The 21,025-nt window shown below is 71.7% G+C and carries 18 protein-coding genes and 1 tRNA gene; 2 read left to right on the plus strand and 17 right to left on the minus strand.

Features of this window, described 5'->3' with window-relative positions; genetic code table 11:
- Positions 1 to 14: 14 nt before the first annotated feature.
- Positions 15 to 2,699: a DNA polymerase I gene (polA, locus tag FGD68_RS11205; RefSeq protein WP_119372421.1), complete on the minus strand. Its 2,685-nt coding sequence runs from the start codon at positions 2,697 to 2,699 to the stop codon at positions 15 to 17.
- A gap of 53 nt (positions 2,700 to 2,752) precedes the next feature.
- On the opposite strand from polA, the gene FGD68_RS11210 reads away from it, so the two are divergent.
- Complete coding sequence (locus FGD68_RS11210; RefSeq protein ID WP_119372420.1) at positions 2,753 to 3,187, plus strand: PaaI family thioesterase; 435 nt, start codon at positions 2,753 to 2,755, stop codon at positions 3,185 to 3,187.
- Positions 3,188 to 3,226: 39 nt separating this feature from the next.
- On the opposite strand, the gene FGD68_RS11215 is transcribed toward FGD68_RS11210, so the two are convergent.
- Positions 3,227 to 3,835 (minus strand): ANTAR domain-containing response regulator, encoded by a 609-nt coding sequence (locus FGD68_RS11215; RefSeq protein WP_147361605.1) that lies wholly within the window; start codon positions 3,833 to 3,835, stop codon positions 3,227 to 3,229.
- A gap of 84 nt (positions 3,836 to 3,919) precedes the next feature.
- On the opposite strand from FGD68_RS11215, the gene FGD68_RS11220 reads away from it, so the two are divergent.
- A tRNA-Leu gene (locus FGD68_RS11220) sits at positions 3,920 to 4,002 on the plus strand.
- A 97-nt stretch (positions 4,003 to 4,099) separates the two neighbouring features.
- On the opposite strand, the gene pyk is transcribed toward FGD68_RS11220, so the two are convergent.
- The 15 genes from pyk to FGD68_RS11295 form a co-directional block, all read right to left on the minus strand.
- Positions 4,100 to 5,545, minus strand: coding sequence for a pyruvate kinase (gene pyk, locus FGD68_RS11225; protein ID WP_104234782.1), 1,446 nt, complete (start codon positions 5,543 to 5,545; stop codon positions 4,100 to 4,102).
- An 86-nt stretch (positions 5,546 to 5,631) separates the two neighbouring features.
- Complete coding sequence (locus tag FGD68_RS11230) at positions 5,632 to 7,089, minus strand: glutamate synthase subunit beta (protein WP_119372418.1); 1,458 nt, start codon at positions 7,087 to 7,089, stop codon at positions 5,632 to 5,634.
- Complete coding sequence (gene gltB, locus FGD68_RS11235; protein WP_119372417.1) at positions 7,082 to 11,653, minus strand: glutamate synthase large subunit; 4,572 nt, start codon at positions 11,651 to 11,653, stop codon at positions 7,082 to 7,084. Before gltB ends, FGD68_RS11230 begins: the two co-directional genes overlap by 8 nt.
- Before the next feature lie 107 nt (positions 11,654 to 11,760).
- Complete coding sequence (gene lgt, locus FGD68_RS11240) at positions 11,761 to 12,783, minus strand: prolipoprotein diacylglyceryl transferase (RefSeq protein ID WP_119372423.1); 1,023 nt, start codon at positions 12,781 to 12,783, stop codon at positions 11,761 to 11,763.
- 70 nt (positions 12,784 to 12,853) lie between these two features.
- Positions 12,854 to 13,666: a tryptophan synthase subunit alpha gene (gene trpA / locus FGD68_RS11245; RefSeq protein WP_119372416.1), complete on the minus strand. Its 813-nt coding sequence runs from the start codon at positions 13,664 to 13,666 to the stop codon at positions 12,854 to 12,856.
- Positions 13,663 to 14,877 (minus strand): tryptophan synthase subunit beta, encoded by a 1,215-nt coding sequence (gene trpB / locus FGD68_RS11250; protein ID WP_119372415.1) that lies wholly within the window; start codon positions 14,875 to 14,877, stop codon positions 13,663 to 13,665. Before trpB ends, trpA begins: the two co-directional genes overlap by 4 nt.
- Positions 14,874 to 15,650: an indole-3-glycerol phosphate synthase TrpC gene (gene trpC / locus FGD68_RS11255; RefSeq protein WP_119372414.1), complete on the minus strand. Its 777-nt coding sequence runs from the start codon at positions 15,648 to 15,650 to the stop codon at positions 14,874 to 14,876. The genes trpB and trpC overlap by 4 nt, the downstream gene beginning before the upstream one ends.
- A complete protein-coding gene (locus FGD68_RS11260) occupies positions 15,650 to 15,892 on the minus strand; it encodes a DUF6704 family protein (protein WP_119372413.1) in 243 nt (80 codons plus the stop codon). The genes trpC and FGD68_RS11260 overlap by 1 nt, the downstream gene beginning before the upstream one ends.
- A 104-nt stretch (positions 15,893 to 15,996) precedes the next feature.
- Positions 15,997 to 16,635: a Trp biosynthesis-associated membrane protein gene (locus FGD68_RS11265; protein ID WP_104234788.1), complete on the minus strand. Its 639-nt coding sequence runs from the start codon at positions 16,633 to 16,635 to the stop codon at positions 15,997 to 15,999.
- A complete protein-coding gene (locus FGD68_RS11270) occupies positions 16,635 to 18,194 on the minus strand; it encodes an anthranilate synthase component I (protein WP_237609446.1) in 1,560 nt (519 codons plus the stop codon). The genes FGD68_RS11265 and FGD68_RS11270 overlap by 1 nt, the downstream gene beginning before the upstream one ends.
- On the minus strand, positions 18,191 to 18,589 hold the full coding sequence (gene hisI / locus FGD68_RS11275) for a phosphoribosyl-AMP cyclohydrolase (protein ID WP_119373812.1): 399 nt from the start codon (positions 18,587 to 18,589) through the stop codon (positions 18,191 to 18,193). The genes FGD68_RS11270 and hisI overlap by 4 nt, the downstream gene beginning before the upstream one ends.
- Positions 18,586 to 19,377: an imidazole glycerol phosphate synthase subunit HisF gene (gene hisF / locus FGD68_RS11280; RefSeq protein WP_237609447.1), complete on the minus strand. Its 792-nt coding sequence runs from the start codon at positions 19,375 to 19,377 to the stop codon at positions 18,586 to 18,588. Before hisF ends, hisI begins: the two co-directional genes overlap by 4 nt.
- Positions 19,378 to 19,379: 2 nt before the next feature.
- Positions 19,380 to 20,219 (minus strand): ATP phosphoribosyltransferase, encoded by an 840-nt coding sequence (gene hisG / locus FGD68_RS11285; protein ID WP_104234907.1) that lies wholly within the window; start codon positions 20,217 to 20,219, stop codon positions 19,380 to 19,382.
- Between the two features lie 48 nt (positions 20,220 to 20,267).
- Positions 20,268 to 20,531, minus strand: coding sequence for a phosphoribosyl-ATP diphosphatase (locus tag FGD68_RS11290; protein ID WP_043586624.1), 264 nt, complete (start codon positions 20,529 to 20,531; stop codon positions 20,268 to 20,270).
- Between the two features lie 109 nt (positions 20,532 to 20,640).
- Positions 20,641 to 21,009, minus strand: coding sequence for an FKBP-type peptidyl-prolyl cis-trans isomerase (locus FGD68_RS11295; RefSeq protein WP_012038460.1), 369 nt, complete (start codon positions 21,007 to 21,009; stop codon positions 20,641 to 20,643).
- Positions 21,010 to 21,025: the final 16 nt, after the last annotated feature.

Genomic DNA, 21,025 nt, shown 5'->3' on the forward strand with positions numbered 1-21,025 from the left:
AGGGGATCCGCCGGTCAGTGCGCGGCGGCGGCCCACGAGTCGCCGCGGCCCACCTGCACCTCGAGCGGCACCCGGAGGTCCGCCGCGTGGGCCATGCGGTCCGTGACGATCGCCTCGAGCGCGTCCCACTCCCCCGCGGCGACCTCGAGGATGAGCTCGTCGTGCACCTGGAGCAGCATGCGCGATGCCATGTCGCGCTCGCGCATGTCGGCCTCGATGCGGATCATGGCGATCTTCATGATGTCGGCCGCCGAGCCCTGGATGGGCGCGTTGAGGGCAGCCCGCTCGGCGTTGTCGCGGAGGACGCGGTTCGGGCTGTTGAGGTCGGGGAACGGACGGCGGCGGCCGAAGATCGTCTCCGTGTACCCGGCGGCGCGCGCCTCCTCCACGACCTGGCGGAGGTAGTCGCGCACGGCCCCGAAGCGCGCGAAGTAGTCCGTCATGAGCTGCTTCGCCTCGGACGATGGGATGCGCAGCTGCTTGGACAGCCCGAAGGCGCTGAGCCCGTAGGCCAGGCCGTAGCTCATGGCCTTCACCTTGGTGCGCATCTCGGCGCTGACGTCAGCCGGCTCCACCCCGAAGATGCGGGATCCGACGAAGCGGTGCAGGTCCTCCCCCGCCGCGAAGGCCTCGATGAGGCCCGCGTCGCCGGAGAGATGCGCCATGATCCGCATCTCGATCTGCGAGTAGTCGGCGGTGAGCAGGGTCTCGTAGCCCTCGCCGACACGGATGGCGCTGCGGATGCGGCGGCCCGCCTCCGTGCGCACGGGGATGTTCTGCAGGTTCGGGTCGTTGGAGGAGATGCGGCCGGTCGTCGTGCCGGTCTGCACGTAGGTGGTGTGGATCCGCTCGTCGTCGCCGATGCCCCGCTCGAGCGTCTGGATGATCTGGCGCAGCTTGCTCGCGTCGCGGTGCTCGAGCAGCAGGTCGAGGAACGGGTGCGGGTTCGAGGCCTGGAGGTCGGCCAGCGCGCCGGCGTCGGTCGAGAAGCCGGTCTTGTTGGCGCGGGTCTTCGGCATGCCGAGCTGATCGAAGAGGACCTCCTGCAGCTGCTTCGGCGAGCCGAGGTTGATCTCCTTGCCGATCTCCGCGAACGCGCGCTGCGCGAGGTCGGTGATGCGCTCCTGCAGCTGCGCCGACAGCTCCGCGAGGCCGGCGCGGTCGGTGGCCACGCCGCGCAGCTCCATCTCCACGAGCACGAGCAGCGTCGGCATCTCGATGTCGACCATGACGCCGAGCGTGCGCTCGTCGAGCACCTCGCGCAGCGCGTGCTCGACCCGGAGCGTGTACCAGGCCTCGACCGGCGCCGTGAGCGCCTCGGTCTCGGGGACGAGCTGGTTGGCGTCGGGCTCGGGCAGGTCCTCCATGAGGTAGCGGCTCACGAGCGCGGCGAGCGTCTTGTCGGTGAAGCCGGGACGCAGCAGCCAGCCCGCGACGAGGACGTCGAACGCGAGCCCCTGGACCTCGAGGCCGGCGCGGCGCATGGCCTTCACCTGCAGCTTGGCGTCGGACATGATCTTCGGCGCGTCGCTCGCGAGCCAGCGCTCGAACGGCGCGTAGTCGGCGCGGCCCTCCTGCCACGGCAGGGTCACGGCCTCGGTCGCGCTCGCGAGCCCGAAGCCGACGGGTCTCCCGTCGTGCGTCTCGACCGTGAGGCCCAGGCCGTGCGGCGACGCGGCGCTGTGCGTCCGGATCCACTTCTCGAGCTCCTCGTCGAGCAGCTGCTGCTGCTTCGGGGCCTGCGGCGCGGTGGACGGCTCCTGCTCGACCGTGCCCACGGGCGTGCCCTCGCTCGACACGGAGGCGCCCGATCCCTCGAGCTTCAGCACCCGGTCGAGCAGCTGCTTGAACTCCAGCACCTGGAACACCTCGCGGAGGGCGGGCTCGTCGATGGGCTTGCGCTCGAGGTCGGCCGGGCCGAGCGGCAGCTCGACGTCGGTGAGCAGCCGGTTGAGGCGGCGGTTGCGGATGACGTTCTCGTACTGGGCGCGGAGGTTGTCGCCGACCTTCCCCGAGATCTCGTCCCGGTGCTCGAGGACAGCGTCGAGGGAGCCGTACTGGTTGAGCCACTTGACGGCGGTCTTCGGACCGACCTTGTCGACGCCGATGAGGTTGTCGCTCGTCTCCCCCACGAGCGCCGCGATGTCCGGGTACATCTCGGGCTGCACGCCGTACTTCTCGAACACCTTCTCCGCGTCGTAGCGCGTGAGCTGCGAGACGCCCTGGGTGGACGGGTAGAGCAGCGTGACGTCGTCGTTGACGAGCTGGATGGCGTCGCGGTCGCCCGAGACGACGAGCACGCGGAACCCCTGCTCGCGACCCTGGGTGGCCAGGGTCGCGAGGATGTCGTCCGCCTCGTGGTCCTCCTTGGTGAGGGTGGGGATGTTCATGGTCTTCAGCGCGCGCTCGAGCAGCGGCACCTGCCCGGTGAACTCCACGGGCGTCTCGCCGCGCGTGCCCTTGTACTCCGGATACTCCCGCGTGCGGAACGAGAAGCGCGAGATGTCGAACGCGACGCCCACGTGCGTGGGCTTCTCCTTCTGCAGGAGGTTGATGAGCATCGCGATGAAGCCGTGCACGGCGTTCGTGTGCTGCCCCTCGCGGTTCTGGAAGCTCTCCGCCGGCAGGGCGTAGAAGGCCCGGAACGCCAGGGAATGGCCGTCGATGACGAGGAGGGTAGGCTTTTCCGTGTTCGGCACGGGTCCAGCCTATAGAGGCCTCCCGACGTCCGACCGGCCCCGGAGGATCCCCGATGACCCAGCCCGCACCCGAGCCGTCCGCCACCGCGCGGCTCCTCCGCCAGCCCCAGGACGTGGGCGCGCTCGCCGAGAAGATGGGGATCGTCTTCCAGGAGCTGAGCCCCGAGCGATCCGTCGCCACCATGCCCGCCGAGGGCAACACGCAGCCGTACGGCGTGGTGCACGGCGGCGCGTACGTCGTGCTCGCCGAGTCGCTCGGGTCCATGTCGGCGAACGTGCACGCCGGCCCCGACCGGGTCGCCTTCGGCATCGAGCTCAACGCGAGCCACACGCGCTCCGCGTCGACCGGCACCGTCACCGGCACCTGCACGGCGATCCACCTCGGCGGCACGCTCACGACGCACGAGATCGTCATGACGGACGACGAGGGACGACGGCTCTCCACCGTGCGGATCACGAACATCATCCGCGAGCGCTCGCGTCGTTGACCGCGGCGCCCTTGTGCCGCGCGTCACGCGCCGCGGCGGCTAGGCCTTCTTGGCGCTCAGCTGCTCGATGATGGCCTGCGCCACGTCGTGCATGGTGAGGCGGCGGTCCATGGACGCCTTCTGGATCCAGCGGAACGCCTCGGGCTCCGTGAGCCCCATCTTCTCGTTGAGCAGGCCCTTGGCCCGGTCGACGAGCTTGCGGGTCTCGAAGCGCTCGACGAGGTCCGACACCTCGGCCTCGAGCGTGATGATCTGCGCGTAGCGGGCCAGCGCGATCTCGATCGCGGGCAGCAGGTCGTTCGGCGTGAACGGCTTGACGACGTAGGCCAGCGCCCCGGCCTCGCCCGCGCGCTCGACGAGCTCCTTCTGACTGAAGGCCGTGAGGAGGACGACGGGCGCGATGTGGTTGCGGTTCAGCCGCTCGGCCGCGGAGATGCCGTCGAGCTGGGGCATCTTGACGTCCATGATGACGAGGTCGGGACGCAGCTCCGTGGCGAGCGCGACGGCGGTCTCGCCGTCACCGGCCTCGCCCACGACCTCGAAGCCGTTGTCGCGGAGGGTCTCCACGATGTCGAGGCGGATGAGCGACTCGTCCTCGGCGACGACGACACGGCGGGGGGCTGCGGGGGTTTCTTCCTGGTCACTCACGGATAGGAGCCTACGGTATCGTCGGGCGGGCCGGTGCGCGCCGGGACGGCGGGTGCCCGCAGGATCCCGGGTCGACCGGGGTGCGCCGGATTGGCGGAATGGCAGACGCGGAGCACTCAAAATGCTCTGTCCGTGAGGGCGTGTGGGTTCGAGTCCCACATCCGGCACCGCATCCCCCGAGGGGGACGCGAGAGGGCGGGCGACCACGCAGGTCGCCCGCCCTCTCGGCGTCTCCGCGGGGGCCTGTGCCCCCGCGTCCGCGCGCTACTTCTCGTACGCGGGAGCCGCCTCGTTCACGGCGTCGCCGACGACGTGGACGCGCAGCTCGTTGGTCGAGCCCGCGATCCCGGGAGGGGACCCGGCGATGACGACGACCTTCTGGCCGACCTCGGCGAGGCCCTCGGCCAGGAGCACGTCGTCGACCTGGTGGAACATCTGGTCGGTGTGCGTGACCGACTCCACGAGGTAGGACTGGACGCCCCACGACAGCGCGAGACGACGGCGGATGCCCTCGTTCGGCGTGAAGGCGAGGATCGGGATGCCGTTGCGGAGCCGCGTCATGCGGCGCACGGAGTCGCCGGACTCGGTGAACACGCACAGGAACTTGGCCTCGACGAACTCCGCCACCTCGGCGGCCGCGAGAGTGATCGCGCCGCCCTGCGTGAACGGGCGCGTGCCGAGCTTCGGGATGCGCTCCAGCCCGTGCTCCTCGGTCGACTCGATGATGCGCGCCATGGTCTTCACGGTGACGACGGGGAACTCGCCCACGCTCGTCTCGCCGCTCAGCATGAGCGCGTCGGCGCCGTCGAGCACCGCGTTCGCGCAGTCGGAGGCCTCGGCGCGCGTCGGACGCGGGCTCGTGATCATCGACTCGAGCATCTGCGTGGCCACGATGACGGGCTTGGCCTTGCGACGGGCGAGCTCGACCGCGCGCTTCTGCACGATGGGCACGGCCTCCAGCGGGAGCTCGACGCCCAGGTCGCCGCGGGCGACCATGATCGCGTCGAACGCGTCGACGATCTCCTCGAGCGCGTCGACGGCCTGCGGCTTCTCGACCTTGGCGACGACGGGGACGCGACGGCCCTCCTCGTCCATGATCTCGTGCACGCGGACGATGTCCGAGGCGTCGCGCACGAAGCTCAGCGCGATGAGGTCGGCGCCGAGGCGGAGGCCCCAGCGGAGGTCGGCCTCGTCCTTGCCGGAGAGCGCGGGCACGTTGACCGCGACGCCCGGGAGGTTGATGCCCTTGTTGTTGCTGACGGCGCCGCCCACCTCGACCGTGGTCGTGACGCGGGTGCCGTCGGTGGAGACCACGCGGAGCGTGACCTTCCCGTCGTCGATGAGCAGCGGGTCGCCCGGCTTCACGTCGCCGGGGAGGCCCTTGTACGTGGTGGAGCAGATGTCCTTCGTGCCCAGGATGTCCTCGACGGTGATGACGAAGGTGTCGCCGAACGCCAGGTCGTGGGGACCGTCCGAGAACTTGCCGAGCCGGATCTTCGGGCCCTGCAGGTCGACCAGGACCGCGACCGCGCGGCCCGCGTCGTCGGCGGCCTTCCGGATCGTGGAGTAGATGCCCTCGTGGACGTCATAGGTGCCGTGGCTCAGGTTCATGCGGGCCACGTCCACGCCGGCGTCGATGATGGCGCGGATGCTCTCATAGGAGCTGGTCGCGGGCCCGAGGGTCGCGACGATCTTCGCTCGTCTGGTCATGCTCTGTCTGTCTCGCGTTTCTGCGTCGCACACGGACGCGGTTCGGGTGAGTGGTCGCGGCCATCGCACATGGCGCGACGACCGGGTCAGATGGAGAGAGCGCGGTCCGTGGGACGGACCGGGAACGGGAGCTCCGTGTCCCCCTCAAGGTACCGGTCGACGGCGGAGGCCGCTGAACGTCCCTCCGCGATGGCCCACACGATGAGCGACTGGCCGCGGCCCGCGTCGCCCGCGACGAAGACGCCGGCCTGGTCGGTCTGGTAGTCCTCGCCGCGCGCGACGTTGCCGCGCTCGTCGAAGGGGACCTCCAGCTGGCTCTCGAGGGCGGCCTTCTCGGGGCCGGTGAAGCCGAGCGCGAGCAGCACGAGGTCGGCGGGGATCTCGCGCTCCGTGCCCGACTTCGGCACGCGGCGTCCGTCGCGGAACTCGGTCTCGGCGACGCGGACGGCGCGGACGTGCCCGTCGTCGTCCTTCAGGAACTCCACCGTGGTGGCGAGGTAGTGGCGCTCGCCGCCCTCCTCGTGCGCGCTGGACACCTCGAAGAGGGCCGGGTACGTCGGCCACGGCTGGTCGGGGCGTCGCTCCGTCGGCGGCTGCTGGCCGATGGCGAGGTTGGTCACCGACGCGGCCTTCTGCCGGTGCGCGGTGCCGATGCAGTCCGCGCCCGTGTCGCCGCCGCCGAGGACGACGACGTGCTTGCCCTCCGCGTGGATCTGCTCGGGCACCTGGTCGCCGGCGGTCGCGTGGTTCGACTGGCGCAGGTAGTCCATGGCGAAGTGGACGCCGTCGACGTCGCGGCCGGGGATGTCGAGGTCGCGGGGCACGAGCGCGCCCGTGCAGACCACGACCGCGTCGTAGCGCAGGCGCAGGTCGGACCAGGTGATGTCCTTCCCGATGTCGACGCCCGCGCGGAAGCGGGTGCCCTCGGCGGTCATCTGCGCGAGACGCGCCTCGAGGTGGCGCTTCTCCATCTTGAAGTCGGGGATCCCGTAGCGCAGCAGGCCGCCGATGCGGTCGTCGCGCTCGAACACGGCGACCGTGTGGCCGGCGCGCGTGAGCTGCTGGGCGGCGGCGAGGCCGGCGGGACCGGATCCCACGACCGCGACGGTCTTGCCCGTGAGCCGCTCGGGCGGGTGCGGCTCGACCCAGCCGTTCTGGAAGGCGTCGTCGATGATCGACACCTCGACCTGCTTGATCGTCACGGGCGGCTGGTTGATGCCGAGCACGCACGAGCTCTCGCAGGGCGCGGGGCACAGCCGGCCGGTGAACTCCGGGAAGTTGTTCGTTGCATGCAGGCGCTCGATGGCCTGGCGGCCCTCGCCCCGCCACGTGAGGTCGTTCCACTCCGGGATGAGGTTGCCGAGCGGGCAGCCCTGGTGGCAGAACGGGATGCCGCAGTCCATGCACCGGCCGGCCTGGCGCACGAGCTCGCCGCGCTCCTGCTGCTCGTAGACCTCCTTCCAGTCCATGAGGCGGACGGATACGGGTCGGCGCTTGGGGAGCTCGCGCTCCGTCACCTTGAGGAAGCCCTTGGGGTCAGCCACCGGTCACCTCCAGGATGCGCTTCCAGGCGACGTCGCCGTCGGGGTCGAGACCCTCGTCCACCGCGGTCTGGCGGGTGGCGAGGACGGCCGCGTAGTCCCGCGGCAGGATCTTGGTGAAGCGTTCCATGGAGGTCTCCGGGTCGGCGAGCAGGCGCTCGGCCACGGTGGATCCGGTCTCGGCGAGGTGCCGGCGGAGGAGGTCGAGCACGATCTCGACGTCGGCGCTCCCGAGCGGGTGCAGCTCGAGCTCGCCCGACGCGAGCGCGTCGGTGTTGATGCGGTCGCGGTCCAGGTCGATCATGTACGCCGTGCCGCCCGACATGCCGGCGCCGATGTTCCGGCCGGTGCCGCCCAGGACGAGCGCGAGCCCGCCGGTCATGTACTCGAGCGCGTGGTCGCCCACCGCCTCGACGACCGCGGTGGCGCCGGAGTTGCGGACGAGGAACCGCTCCCCCACCATCCCGCGGATGAACATGGTGCCCTGCGTCGCGCCGTAGCCGATGACGTTGCCCGCGATGACGTTCTCCTCCGCAGGGAAGCCGGCCCGCGCGTCGGGCCGCACGACGATGTCGCCGCCCGAGAGGCCCTTGCCGAGGTAGTCGTTGCTGTCGCCGACGAGGCGCAGCGTGATGCCCGACGGCATGAACGCGCCGAAGGACTGGCCCGCCGAGCCGCGCAGCGTGACGTCGATGGATCCCGTCGGGAGCCCGTCCTCGCCGTGCGCCTTCGTGACGAGGTGCCCGAGCATCGTGCCGACCGCGCGCGCCGTGTTGCGCACGGGCAGGTCGATCTCGACGCGGCCGCCGTGGTCGAGCACGTCGCGGCTCAGCCGGATGAGCTCGTTGTCGAAGTGGTCCTCGAGCTCGTGGTCCTGCGACCGGCCGTGCTTCATCGGCTCGTCGTCCGCGAAGGTCGGGCCGACCAGGATCGGCGTGAGGTCGAGGCCGGACGCCTTCCAGTGGTCGACCGCGTCCTCGACGCCGAGCAGGTCGTTGCGACCCACGATCTCGTCGAGCGATCGGTAGCCGAGGGCGGCGAGGTGCTCGCGCACCTCCTGCGCGATGAACTCGAAGAAGTTGACGACGTGGTCCGCCTTGCCGGGGAAGCGCTTGCGCAGCTCCGGGTTCTGCGTGGCGACGCCCACGGGGCAGGTGTCGAGGTGGCAGACGCGCATCATGATGCAGCCGGACACGACGAGCGGCGCGGTGGCGAAGCCGAACTCCTCGGCGCCGAGCAGCGCGCCGACGATGACGTCGCGGCCGGACTTCATCTGCCCGTCGACCTGCACGACCACGCGGTCGCGCATGCCGTTGAGGCGGAGGGTCTGCTGCGTCTCGGCGAGACCCAGCTCCCACGGGGTGCCCGCGTGCTTGAGCGAGTTGACCGGGCTCGCACCTGTGCCGCCGTCGTGGCCCGAGACGAGGATCACGTCGCTCAGCGCCTTCGCGACGCCCGCCGCGACCGCGCCGATGCCCGACTGGCTGACGAGCTTCGTGTGGATCCGGGCGCTCGGGTTCGCGCGCTTCAGGTCGAAGATCAGCTGCTTGAGGTCCTCGATCGAGTAGATGTCGTGGTGCGGCGGCGGCGAGATGAGGCCGACGCCCGCTGTCGCGTGGCGCGTGCGCGCCACCCACGGGTACACCTTGCCGGGCGGCAGCTGACCGCCCTCGCCGGGCTTGGCGCCCTGCGCGAGCTTGATCTGGATGTCGTCGGCGTGCGTGAGGTACATGCTCGTGACGCCGAAGCGCCCGGACGCGACCTGCTTGATGGAGCTGCGGCGCTCGGGGTCGAGCAGGCGCTCGACGTTCTCGCCGCCCTCGCCCGTGTTCGACTTCGCGCCGAGCCGGTTCATGGCGATGGCGAGCGTCTCGTGCGCCTCCTCGGAGATCGATCCGTAGCTCATCGCACCCGTGGAGAAGCGCTTCACGATGTCGCTGATGGGCTCGACCTCGTCGAGCGGCACCGGCGGCCGCGTGCCCGTGCGCAGCTGGAACATGCCCCGGAGGGTCATGAGGTCCTTCGACTGCGCGTCGACCATGGACGTGTACTCGCGGAAGATGTCGTACCGGCGCGTGCGGGTGGCGTGCTGCAGCCGGAAGATCGTGTCCGGGTTGAAGAGGTGCGGGGATCCGTCGCGGCGCCACTGGTACTCGCCGCCCGTCTGCAGGCGCTCGTGGGACAGCACGGCGCCGTCCGTCGGGTACGCGCTGCGGTGGCGCGCGGCGTTCTCGGCCGCGATGACGTCGATGCCGACGCCGCCGAGGCGCGTGGTGGTGCCCGAGAAGTACTGGTCCACCAGCCCCTGCGAGAGGCCGACCGCCTCGAAGCACTGCGCGCCCGCGTACGAGGACACCGTCGAGATTCCCATCTTGGACATGATCTTGAGCACGCCCTTGCCGAGCCCCTTGATGAGGTTCCGCGTGGCCTTCTCCGGCGTCACGCCCGTGAGCATGCCGCTGCGGACCAGGTCCTCGCAGGACTCCATCGCCAGGTACGGGTTGACCGCCGAGGCGCCGTAGCCGATGAGCAGCGCGATGTGGTGCACCTCGCGCACGTCGCCGGCCTCGACCACGATGCCGACCTTCATGCGGGTCTGCTTGCGGATGAGGTGGTGGTGCACCGCGGCGATCATGAGGAGCGACGGGATGGGGGCGAGGTCGCGGTTGCTGTCACGGTCCGACAGGACGATGAACTGCGCGCCGTGCGCGATGGCGCGGTCGACCTCGTCGCACATGGCGTCGATGCGCTTCTGCATGGCGAGCGGGCCGTCGTCGACGCGGTAGAGCCCGCTCACGATGGTGGTGGTGCGGCTGCCCGGACGGTGGTCGATGTGGATGACCTTGGCGAGCTCGTCGTTGTCGATGACGGGGAAGTCGAGCACGACCTGCTTCGTGTGCTCGGGGCCGGCGTCGAGGAGGTTGCGCTGCGGACCGAGGCCGAGTCGGAGGCTGGTGACGACCTCCTCGCGGATGGAGTCCAGCGGCGGGTTCGTGACCTGCGCGAACTGCTGCGTGAAGTAGTCGAACAGCAGGCGGGGGCGCTGCGAGAGGACCGCGATGGGCGTGTCCGAGCCCATGGCGCCGAGGGGCTCCGCGCCGATCTTCGCCATGGGCATGAGGAGCATCCGCACCTCCTCCTCCGTGTAGCCGAAGGTGCGCTGGCGACGGACGACGGACGCGGGCGTGTGCACGACGTGCTCGCGCTCCGGCAGGTCGGCGAGGTGGATCCGGTTCCGGAGCCACTCGCCCCACGGCGCGCTGGCCGCGAGCTCGGACTTGATCTCGTCGTCCTCGATGATGCGGCCGGCCTCGGTGTCGACGAGGAACATCTTGCCGGGGCGCAGGCGGCCCTTCCGCATGATGCGCGCGGGGTCGATCTCGAGCACGCCGATCTCGCTGCCCAGGACCACGAGCCCGTCGTGCGTGACGAGGTAGCGGCCCGGACGCAGGCCGTTGCGGTCGAGGGTGGCGCCGACGAGGGTGCCGTCGGTGAAGGTGAGCGCCGCCGGGCCGTCCCACGGCTCCATGACCATGGAGTGGTACTCGTAGAAGTCGCGGCGGACGGGGTCGATGTCGGTCTGCTTCTCCCACGCCTCGGGGACCATCATCATCATCGCGTGCGGCAGGCTGCGGCCGCTGAGGCTGAGGAGCTCGAGCACCTCGTCGAAGGACGCGGAGTCGCTCGCGCCCGGCGTGACGATGGGCATGAGCGGCGACAGGTCGCCGAGCAGCTCCGACTCGAGCTGGGACTGGCGGGCGCGCATCCAGTTGCGGTTGCCCGCGACCGTGTTGATCTCGCCGTTGTGCGCCATCATCCGCAGCGGCTGCGCGAGGGGCCACGACGGGAACGTGTTGGTGGAGTAGCGCGAGTGCACGATCGCGAGCTTGGATGCGAAGCGCTCGTCGGAGAGGTCGGGGTAGAACGGCTCCAGCTGGAGCGTGGTGACCATGCCCTTGTAGACGAGGGTCCGCGATGACAGCGAGATGAAGTAGGCGCCGAGCTCCCGCTCCGCGCGCTTGCGCAGGCGGAAGGCGAGGCGGTCGAGGGCGAGCCCCGACGGCCGGTCCTCCGGCCGCGCCGAGTCGGAGGTCAGGAACAGCTGGCGGAACGCGGGCATGGCCTTGCGCGCCAGGTTGCCGAGGTGCGTCGCGTCGACCGGGACCTCGCGCCAGCCGAGGACCCGAAGGCGCTCGTCGCCCGCGATGCGCTCGATGCCGGACTGCAGCTCCTCGCGCTCGGCGTCGTCGGTGGGCAGGAAGGCCATGCCCACGGCGTACTCCCCCATGGCCGGGAGGTCGAAGCCGACGACGCCGCGGAGGAACACGTCCGGGATCTGCGTCATGATGCCGGCGCCGTCGCCGGTGCCCGCGTCGGACCCGATCGCGCCGCGGTGCTCCAGGTTCCGGAGCGCGTCCAGCGCGTTCACGATGATGTCGTGACCGGGGGTGCCGCGCAGGGTGGCCACCATGGCCAGGCCGCACGCGTCCTTCTCGAACGCCGGGTCGTAGAGGCCCTGCTTCGCGGGGAACGAGCCGCCGGGAGGTGAGGTGGAGGAGAACGCCATGGGAACCGTCCTAGATGCACTGCGGAGGGACGTCGCTGGCCCTGTGGTGGGGACCGCCTCGCGTGAGGGAGAGGAGGCGGTGACCGCGGGGGTGCCCGCGCTGAGGACTAGGCGCCGCGTCCGCTTGTGGCGGGGAGAGCGTGGGAGTCCGAACCGGTGGATGCCCGATCGTCGTCGACGTCGGCGAAATCCGAATCCGTGTACACCGATGCTACCTCGCCGTCGCGGCCCGCCTTCGCACGGGCGCTTACGTCATCCGGGGTGCGGCCCGGCAGGTACGGGCTGGGCTCGCTGCCGACGTGACGCCTCGTCTGCACGATGAAGAGGACGAGGCCGAAGGCGACCGCGAGGAAGGCGGCCCACACGTTGGTGCGGATGCCGAACAGGATCTCGCTTGGGTCGATGCGGATCGACTCGAAGACCATGCGCCCGAGGCCGTACCACATGAGGTAGACGGCGAGCCCGCGTCCCCACTGCAGGCGGACGGCGCGACCCAGCGCCATGATGACGAGCGCGCCGGCGACGTTCCACACGATCTCGTAGAGGAACGTGGGGTGGAAGAGAGTGCCAGCTGGCAGCCCGGCCGGGAACGCGGCGTTGGTCGGGTCGACCTCGAGGCCCCAGGGCAGCGTGGTCGGCGTGCCGAACAGCTCCTGGTTGAAGTAGTTGCCCATGCGGCCAGCGGCCTGCGCGAGGAGGAGACCGGGGGCGAGCGCGTCGGCGAAGGTCCAGAAGCGGACACCCGTCCACTTGGAGCCGAGCCACACGCCCACCGCGCCGCCGATGAGGGCGCCGAAGATGGCGATGCCGCCCTCCCACACGTAGAGCACGCGCCAGAGGTTCGCACCCTCGTAGAAGTAGTCGCCGGGGTGGGTGAGCACGTGGAACGCGCGGGCGCCGACGATGCCCAGGACGAGCGCGCACAGCGTGAAGTCGATGACCGTGCCCGACTCCACGCCCCGCGCCACGAGGCGGCGGTTGGTGAGGAACGCGGCGATGAGGATGCCGATGAGGATGCACACCGCGTACGCGTGGATGACGAAGGTGAGCGGCAGGTCGATGCCGAGGCCCTGGAGCCACGCCGTGACGTCGAACCGGGTGTCGGACGGATCCGGGCTGGGGATGCTCATCGGGTCGAACAACGGATGGCGCTCACTTTCGGAGGGGGATCGGCGGGCGCGGCGGGACCGCGGGCCGGGGCTACTGTAGCGCGGTTCCCCGCGCGAGATCGGCCGCGGCGCGGGCGACGCCGGGCACGCCGCCGTCGGCGAGGGCCGCGACGAGGGCGGATCCGACGATGGCGCCGTCGGCGTAGTCGAGCACCTCGCGCACCTGGTCGCCGGTGGAGATGCCGATGCCCACGCAGGCGCTCGTGGAGCCGGCGTCGCGCAGGCGCGAGACGAGTCCGCGCGCGGCCTGGTCGACGTCCTGGCGCGCGCCCGTGATGCCCATGGTCGAGACCGCGTAGACGAAGCCGCGGCTGCGCTCGACCGCCTGGTGCAGGCGCGCCTCGCTGGACGACGGGGCCGCGAGGAAGACGCGGTCGAGGCCCGTGCGCTCGGACGCGGCCAGCCAGTCGGCACCCTCGTCCGGGATGAGGTCGGGCGTGATGAGGCCGGCGCCGCCCGCGGCGACGATGTCGTCCGCGAAGCGCTCGACGCCGTATTGCACGACGGGGTTCCAGTAGGTCATGAGGAGCACGGGCGCGTCGACGCGCTGGGTGATCGCGTGCAGCGCGTCGAAGCCGTCGCGGAGGCGGAAGCCATGCGCGAGCGCCGTCTGCGTCGCGCGCTGGATGACCGGGCCGTCCATGACGGGGTCGCTGTACGGCAGGCCGAGCTCGATGACGTCGACGCCGTTCTCGACGAGCGCGACGGCGGCCTCGATGCTCGTGGCGAGGTCGGGGAAGCCGACGGGGAGGTACCCGACGAGGGCGCCCGATCCCTGCTCGCGGCGGACCGCGATGGCCCGCTCGACGGGGCTGACCGCGGGCGGTGCCGCGTGAGCGGTCACGACTGCTCCGCCCCTGCGTCGATGAGGTCGAAGTACTTGCCCGCGGTCTCCATGTCCTTGTCGCCGCGGCCGCTGAGGTTGATCAGGATGATCGACTCCGGGCCGAGCTCCTTGCCGAGCTCGAGCGAACCGGCGAGGGCGTGCGCGGACTCGATGGCGGGGATGATGCCCTCGGTGCGGCTGAGCAGGCGCAGCGCGCTCATGGCCTGGTCGTCCGTGACGGGACGGTACGACGCGCGGCCGAGGTCCGAGAGCCAGGAGTGCTCCGGGCCGACGCCCGGGTAGTCGAGGCCCGCGGAGATCGAGTGCGAGTCGATCGTCTGGCCGTCCTCGTCCTGCAGGAGGTAGCTGCGCGCGCCGTGCAGCATGCCGGGGCGGCCCTTGGTGATGGTGGCGGCGGTGCGCGGGGTGTCCGCGCCGTCGCCGCCGGCCTCGAAGCCGTAGAGCGCCACGTCGGCGTCGTCGAGGAAGGCGTGGAAGATGCCGATGGCGTTGGATCCGCCGCCGACGCATGCGGCCACGGCGTCGGGCAGGCGCCCGGTGAGCGCGAGCACCTGCTCGCGGGCCTCCTCGCCGATGACCTTCTGCAGGTCGCGGACCATGGCCGGGAACGGGTGCGGGCCGGCGACCGTGCCGAAGACGTAGTTCGTGGTCTCGACGTTGGTGACCCAGTCGCGCATGGCGTCGTTGATGGCGTCCTTGAGCGTGCGCGAGCCGGAGCGGACCGGGATGACCTCGGCGCCGAGCAGGCGCATCCGCGCCACGTTCAGCGCCTGACGCTCGGTGTCGACCTCGCCCATGTAGATGACGCAGTCGAGGCCGAAGAGCGCGGCCGCGGTGGCGGTGGCGACGCCGTGCTGGCCCGCGCCCGTCTCCGCGATTATGCGCTTCTTGCCGATCTTCTTGGTGAGCAGCGCCTGCCCGAGCACGTTGTTGATCTTGTGCGAGCCGGTGTGGTTCAGGTCCTCGCGCTTGAGGATGATGCGGGCGCCGCCGGCGTGCTCGGCGAACCGCGGCACCTCCGTGATGAGCGACGGGCGTCCGGTGTAGCTGCGGTGCAGCTCCTTCAGCTCCTCGATGAACGCGGGGTCGACCTTGAGCTCCTCCCACGCCTCGGACAGCTCGTCGAGGGCGGCGACGAGGGACTCGGGGACGTATCGCCCGCCGAAGTCGCCGAAGTACGGACCGGTCGTGCTGCGCAGGTCCGTCATGCGCGGATGTCCAGGAACTCGCCGAGCGTGCGGACGGGATCGCCCGTGACGAGCGCCTCGCCCACCAGGACGACGTCGGCGCCCGAGCGGCGGTAGTGCGCCACGTCGTCCGCGGTCTTCACCGCGGACTCGGCGATGCGGACGACGCCAGCGGGGATGGAGTCGGCCAGGCGGCCGAAGAGGTCGCGGTCGAGCTCGAACGTGGTGAGGTCGCGGGCGTTGACGCCGACGACCTGCGCGCCGAGGTCGAGCGCGCGGGACACCTCCTCGGCCGAGTGGGTCTCGACGAGCGCGGTCATGCCGAGCTCGCCCACGAGCGCGTGCAGCTCGACGAGCGTCTTCTGGTCGAGCGCGGCGACGATGAGGAGGACGAGGTCGGCGCCGGACGCGCGGGCCTCGAGCACCTGGTACGGCTCGCCGATGAAGTCCTTGCGGAGCACGGGGATGGAGACGGTGTCGCGCACCTGCTCGAGGTCCTGGAGGGATCCGCCGAACTTGCGGCCCTCGGTGAGGACGCTGATGGCGCTGGCGCCGCCGGTCTCGTAGCGGGACGCGAGGAGCGCAGGATCCGGGATCTCGGCGAGGGCGCCGCGCGAGGGGCTCGAGCGCTTGACCTCCGCGATGATCTTCACGCGGTCGGCGGGCGCGAGGGCGCTGAGCGCGTCGAGGGCGGCGGGACGCGCGAGCGCCTCGGCCTCGACCTGGGCGAGCGGACGGGTCTCGCGGCGCGCGGCCGCGTCCTCGAGGGCGCCGGCGAGGAGGTCGTCCAGCACTACGAGCGCGCCTTCGAGTGGCTGGAGACCGTGCGGTGCCCGTCGACGCCGAAGCCCATCTTCTTCATGACGCCGCCGGTGATCCAGCCGAGGATCGCGAGGACGGCCGATGCCCACACGACGGGCTCGATGGCGAACCAGAAGGCGATGGTGCCGACGGTGAACGCGACGAGCATGATGACGACAGCCGTCCAGGCCGCCGGCGAGTTGCCGTGGCCGGGTTCTGCGGACTCTGTGGACATGCGTGCTCCTCGGGGATCGTGCGATGGGGACGGGTCGAGTCTACCCGGCGGCGTCCGGGCGGCCGTCGGCTTGGGGAGGGTCGGATGGGGCCGTCAGCCGACCCTCACGAGGTCCCGCCGGCCGGGGTGTCGTCGGGGTCGCCTGACTCGCGGCGGGTGGGATCCGCGCCGCCGCTCAGGCTGTCCCACGCGGCCACGGGATCCTCGCGCGGGACGATCCGGCGGGCGGGCGACTGGTCGGGCGCGTCGTACCGCGACCGGCGGGTGGGCCAGCGCGGTCCGGTGACCGCGATGAGGAGTCCCGTCAGCGCCGACGCGATGCCCGCGACCAGCGTGACCGGACCCCAGGGGGTCGTGGTCCACCCGTCGACGAGCTCCGCCACGGCCGATGAGCCCGCGACGCCCGTGACGGTAGTGACCGCGGCCTCGCCCGCCTGGACGGGCCCGGCGGTCGCGGCGAACGCCGTGAGCGCGACCGTCGCGCCGATGAGCGCCTGCAGGATCCCGAGCACCACGCGGAGCACGCGGCCCGCGATGGCGAGCGCGCCGGCGAGGGCGAGGCTGGAGAGCGCGAGGGCGCTGAGCGCGGGGGCGGCGACGCTGCCCGCCACGGGCACGAGCGTCGGCGCCTGGCCGCCGATGCGGAGCGTGGACCAGTCCTGCGACCAGCCCAGGAACGTGGCCGCGCTCGTCGCGAGGACGAGCAGGAGGGCGAGGGACTTCGTGCGGCGGGTGACGCGCATCAGCGCACGCGCCGCATGGCCTCGGCGACCGCGACGGCGCGCAGCGGTGCGGCGGCCTTGTTCTGCGACTCGAGGTACTCCGCGTCCGGGTCGGAGTCGGCGACCATGCCGCCGCCTGCCTGCACGTGGGCGATGCCGTCGACGATAGTGGCGGTGCGGATCGCGATGGCGAGGTCTGCGTCGCCCGCGAAGTCGAAGTAGCCCACCACTCCCCCGTACACGCCGCGCTGGGCGGGCTCGAGCTCGTCGATGATCTGCAGCGCGCGCGGCTTGGGCGCGCCCGAGAGCGTGCCGGCCGGGAACGTGGCGCGGAAGACGTCGATGCTCGAAACGCCGGGCCGGAGCGTGCCCTCGACCGAGCTCACCAGGTGCATGATGTGGCTGAACCGCTCGACGCGCATGAACTCGGTGACCTCGACGGATCCCGGGGCGCACGCCTTCAGCATGTCGTTGCGCGCGAGGTCCACCAGCATGAGGTGCTCGGCGCGCTCCTTCGGGTCGGCGAGGAGCGACTCCTCGTGGGCGACGTCCTCCTCGACGGTCGCGCCGCGCGGGCGGGAACCGGCGATGGGGTGCATGTACACGTGGTCGTCGGTGACCGTGACGAGGGCCTCGGGCGAGGAGCCGACGATCGAGTACGGCTTGCCGTCGGCGTCCTCGAGCGTGAGGAGGTACATGTACGGGCTCGGGTTGAGCACGCGCAGGATGCGGTAGACGTCGATCGGGTCGGCCGTGGTCGGCTGGTCGAAGCGCTGCGAGACGACGACCTGGAAGACGTCGCCCTCGTGGATGTGGTGCTTGCTGCGCGCGATCGCCTCGTGGAAGTCCGCGGGCTCCGTCCGGAGCGTCGCCGACGGCTGGGCCTGGAGGTCGACCTCGGCGAGGAACGTCTCCGACGGGCGCGCGAGGTCGGCCTGCATGCGGTCGAGGCGCGCCTGCGTGTCGGCCCACATGGAGTCCTCGTCATCCACGCCGTCGTTGAGCGCGGTGGCGACGAGCGTGACGGTGCCGCGGCGGTGGTCGAGCACCGCGAGCTCCGAGACGAAGCTGAGCGCCTGGCCGGGCACGGGCACCTCCGCCGGCGGGCGGTCGGGCAGGCGCTCGATCTGGCGCACGGCCTCCCAGCCGATGAAGCCGACGAGGCCGCCGGTGAGGGGCGGCAGGCCCGGGATCCGCGGCGTCTCCCAGCGCGCGTAGAGGGCGGCGAGGGCCGCGAGTGGGCCGTCGGGCGCGTCGTCGCCGAGGGCGCGGCGCGCGTCCATGCCGTAGTCGAGCCAGCGGGCGGAGTCGCCCTCCTGCGTGAGGACGCCGAAGGACGAGACGCCGACGAACGAGAAGCGGGTCCAGATGCCGCCCTGGCCGGCCGACTCGAGCAGGAAGCTGCCGGGGCGGCCCGCCGTGAGCTTGCGGTGGACGCCCACGGGCGTCTCGCCGTCGGCGAAGACCTCCCGCAGCACGGGGATGACCCGGTGGTCGGCCGCGAGGGCGCGGAACGCATCCCGCGTGGTGGTGCCGGGTGCGGGGACGGACGGCGCGGCGGGGCGCGGGGACTCGCTCATGGGGTGGGCCCTTCGTCGGCGGCGGGGCGCGCGCCCGTGACGGGGTGGAGGTGGTCGGCGTCGAAGCAGGTGCGCGTGCCGGTGTGGCAGGCCACTCCTACCTGGTCGACCTGGATGAGGACCGTGTCGCCGTCGCAGTCGAGGGCCGCGTCGCGCACGTACTGCCCGTGCCCGGAGGTGTCGCCCTTCCGCCAGTACTCGCGGCGGGACCGGGACCAGAAGGTGACGCGGCCGGTGGTGAGCGTGCGGCGCAGGGCCTCGCGGTCCATGTAGCCGAGCATGAGCACCTCGCGCGTGTCGTGCTGCTGGATCACGGCGGGGAGCAGCCCGTCGTCGCCGAACGACGCGCGCGCGAGGACGCCGTCCACGTCGGGGGAGGACGCTGCCGTGCTCACCGCCGGACCAGCTGACCGGCGTCCGCGAGGGCGCCCTTGACGTCGCCGATCGTGAACCGGCGGGAGTGGAAGACGCTCGCGGCGAGCACGGCGTCGGCGCCGGCCTCGATCGCGGGCGCGAAGTGGTCGAGCTCGCCCGCGCCGCCCGACGCGATGACGGGCACGCGGCTCGCGGCGCGCATCGCGGCCACGAGCTCGAGGTCGAAGCCGTCGCGCGTGCCGTCGGCGTCGATGGAGTTGACGAGCAGCTCGCCCGCGCCGCGCTCGACGGCCTCGCGGGCCCAGGCGACGGCGTCGATCGTCGTGCGCGTGCGGCCGCCGTGCGTGGTGACGACGAAGCCGGACTCCGTGTCGCCGCGCGTCACGTCGAGCGAGAGGACGCACACCTGCGCGCCGAAGCGGTCGGCGATCTCGCCGACGAGGTCGGGACGCGCGATGGCAGCGCTGTTGACGCCGATCTTGTCGGCGCCGCTCGCGAGCAGCCGGGCCACGTCGTCGGCGCTGCGCACTCCCCCGCCGACCGTCAGCGGGATGAAGACCTGCTCGGCGGTGGCGCTCACGACGTCGTACATCGTCGACCGGTCCTCGACCGTGGCCGTGACGTCGAGGAACGTGAGCTCGTCGGCTCCCTGCTCGTAGTAGAGGCGCGCGAGCTCGACGGGATCGCCCGCGTCCTGCAGGTCGAGGAAGTTGACGCCCTTGACGACGCGGCCGGCGGCCACGTCGAGGCACGGGATCACGCGGACGGCGAGCTGCGCGGCCGGGCCGGGCGCGGCGGAGGCGGCCATGCTCAGATCCGGGCGGCGTGGATCGGGCTGACCAGGATGGCGCGTGCGCCCACCTCGTGCAGGCGGTCCATGATCTGGTTCGTGTCGTCGCGCGGCACCATCGAGCGCACGGCGACCCACGCGGGATCCTGCAGCGGCGAGATCGTGGGCGACTCGATGCCCGGCGTGATGGCCGTGGCGGCGTCCAGGAGCGACAGCGGCACGTCGTAGTCCATGAGCACGTAGCGGCGCGCGACGAGCACGCCCTCGAGGCGGCGGAGCAGCGTGGACGCGCCCGGCTTGTCCTCGGCGCCGGAGATGAGGACGGCGGTGGAGCGGAGGATCACGGGGCCGAAGATCTCGAGCCCGGCCTTCCGCAGAGTGGTGCCCGTCTCGACCACGTCGGCGATCGCGTCGGCGACGCCCAGCTGGATGGCGGACTCGACCGCGCCGTCGAGGCGGATGAGCTGCGCCTCGACGCCGTGCTCGCGGAGGAAGCCGCCCACGAGGACGGGGTAGCTCGTGGCGATGCGGACCCCGGCGAGGTCGGCCAGGTCGGCGAATCGGCCGACGGGGCCCGCGAAGCGGAACGTGGATCCCGCGAAGCCGAGCTCCGCGGTCTCGGAGGCGTCCGAGGCGGAGTCGATGAGGAGGTCGCGGCCGGTGATGCCGACGTCGAGCGCGCCGGACCCCACGTAGGTCGCGATGTCGCGCGGGCGGAGGTAGAAGAACTCGACGTCGTTGCGCGCGTCGAGGACGTAGAGCTCCTTGGGGTCACGACGACCGGCGTACCCGGCCTCGGCGAGCATCTGGGCGGCGGTCTCGGCGAGCGAGCCCTTGTTGGGCACGGCGACACGGAGCATGGGGATCACTTCTTCCGATGGAGGGGACGACGCAGGTGACGGGGCGCGTCACAGATGTCGGCCGACGTCCTCCAGGGTGAGGCCGCGCGCGATCATCATGACCTGGACGTGGTACAGCAGCTGGGAGATCTCCTCGGCCGTGCGGTCGTCGGACTCGTACTCCGACGCCATCCAGACCTCGGCGGCCTCCTCGACGACCTTCTTGCCGATCGCGTGCACGCCGCCGTCGAGCTCGCGGACGGTGCCGGACCCCTCGGGCCGCTCGGCGGCGATCCGGGTCAGCTCGCCGAACAGGTCATCGAAGGTCTTCACGTGGTCCAGGGTACAGGCGCGCGACGGGCGCCCGACACGACGACGGGAGGCCGGGAGCGCGATGCTCCCGGCCTCCCGGTGATGGTGCTGGTCGTGCGTGGTCGCGGTGCTAGCCGACGCCCTGCAGGTCGATCACGAAGATCAGCGTGCGGCCGGAGAGGCGGTGGCCGCCGCCCGCGGGGCCGTAGGCGAGCTCGGGCGGGACCACGAGCTGGCGGCGTCCGCCGACCTTCATGCCGGGGATGCCCTGCTGCCAGCCGGCGATGAGGCTGCGGAGGGGGAAGCGCACGGACTGGCCGCGGCTCCAGGAGGAGTCGAACTCCTCGCCGGACTCGAAGTCGACGCCGAGGTAGTGCACGTCGACCGTGTCGCCGGGCTGTGCCTCGGGGCCGTCGCCCACGGTGATGTCGGAGATGGTCAGCTCTGCGGGGGCCGGGCCGTCGACGGGCTCGACCTCGGGCTTGGTGGTGTCGGTCATGGATCCAGTCAAGCAG

This window comes from Clavibacter californiensis, from assembly GCF_021952865.1.
GTDB lineage: Bacteria > Actinomycetota > Actinomycetes > Actinomycetales > Microbacteriaceae > Clavibacter > Clavibacter californiensis.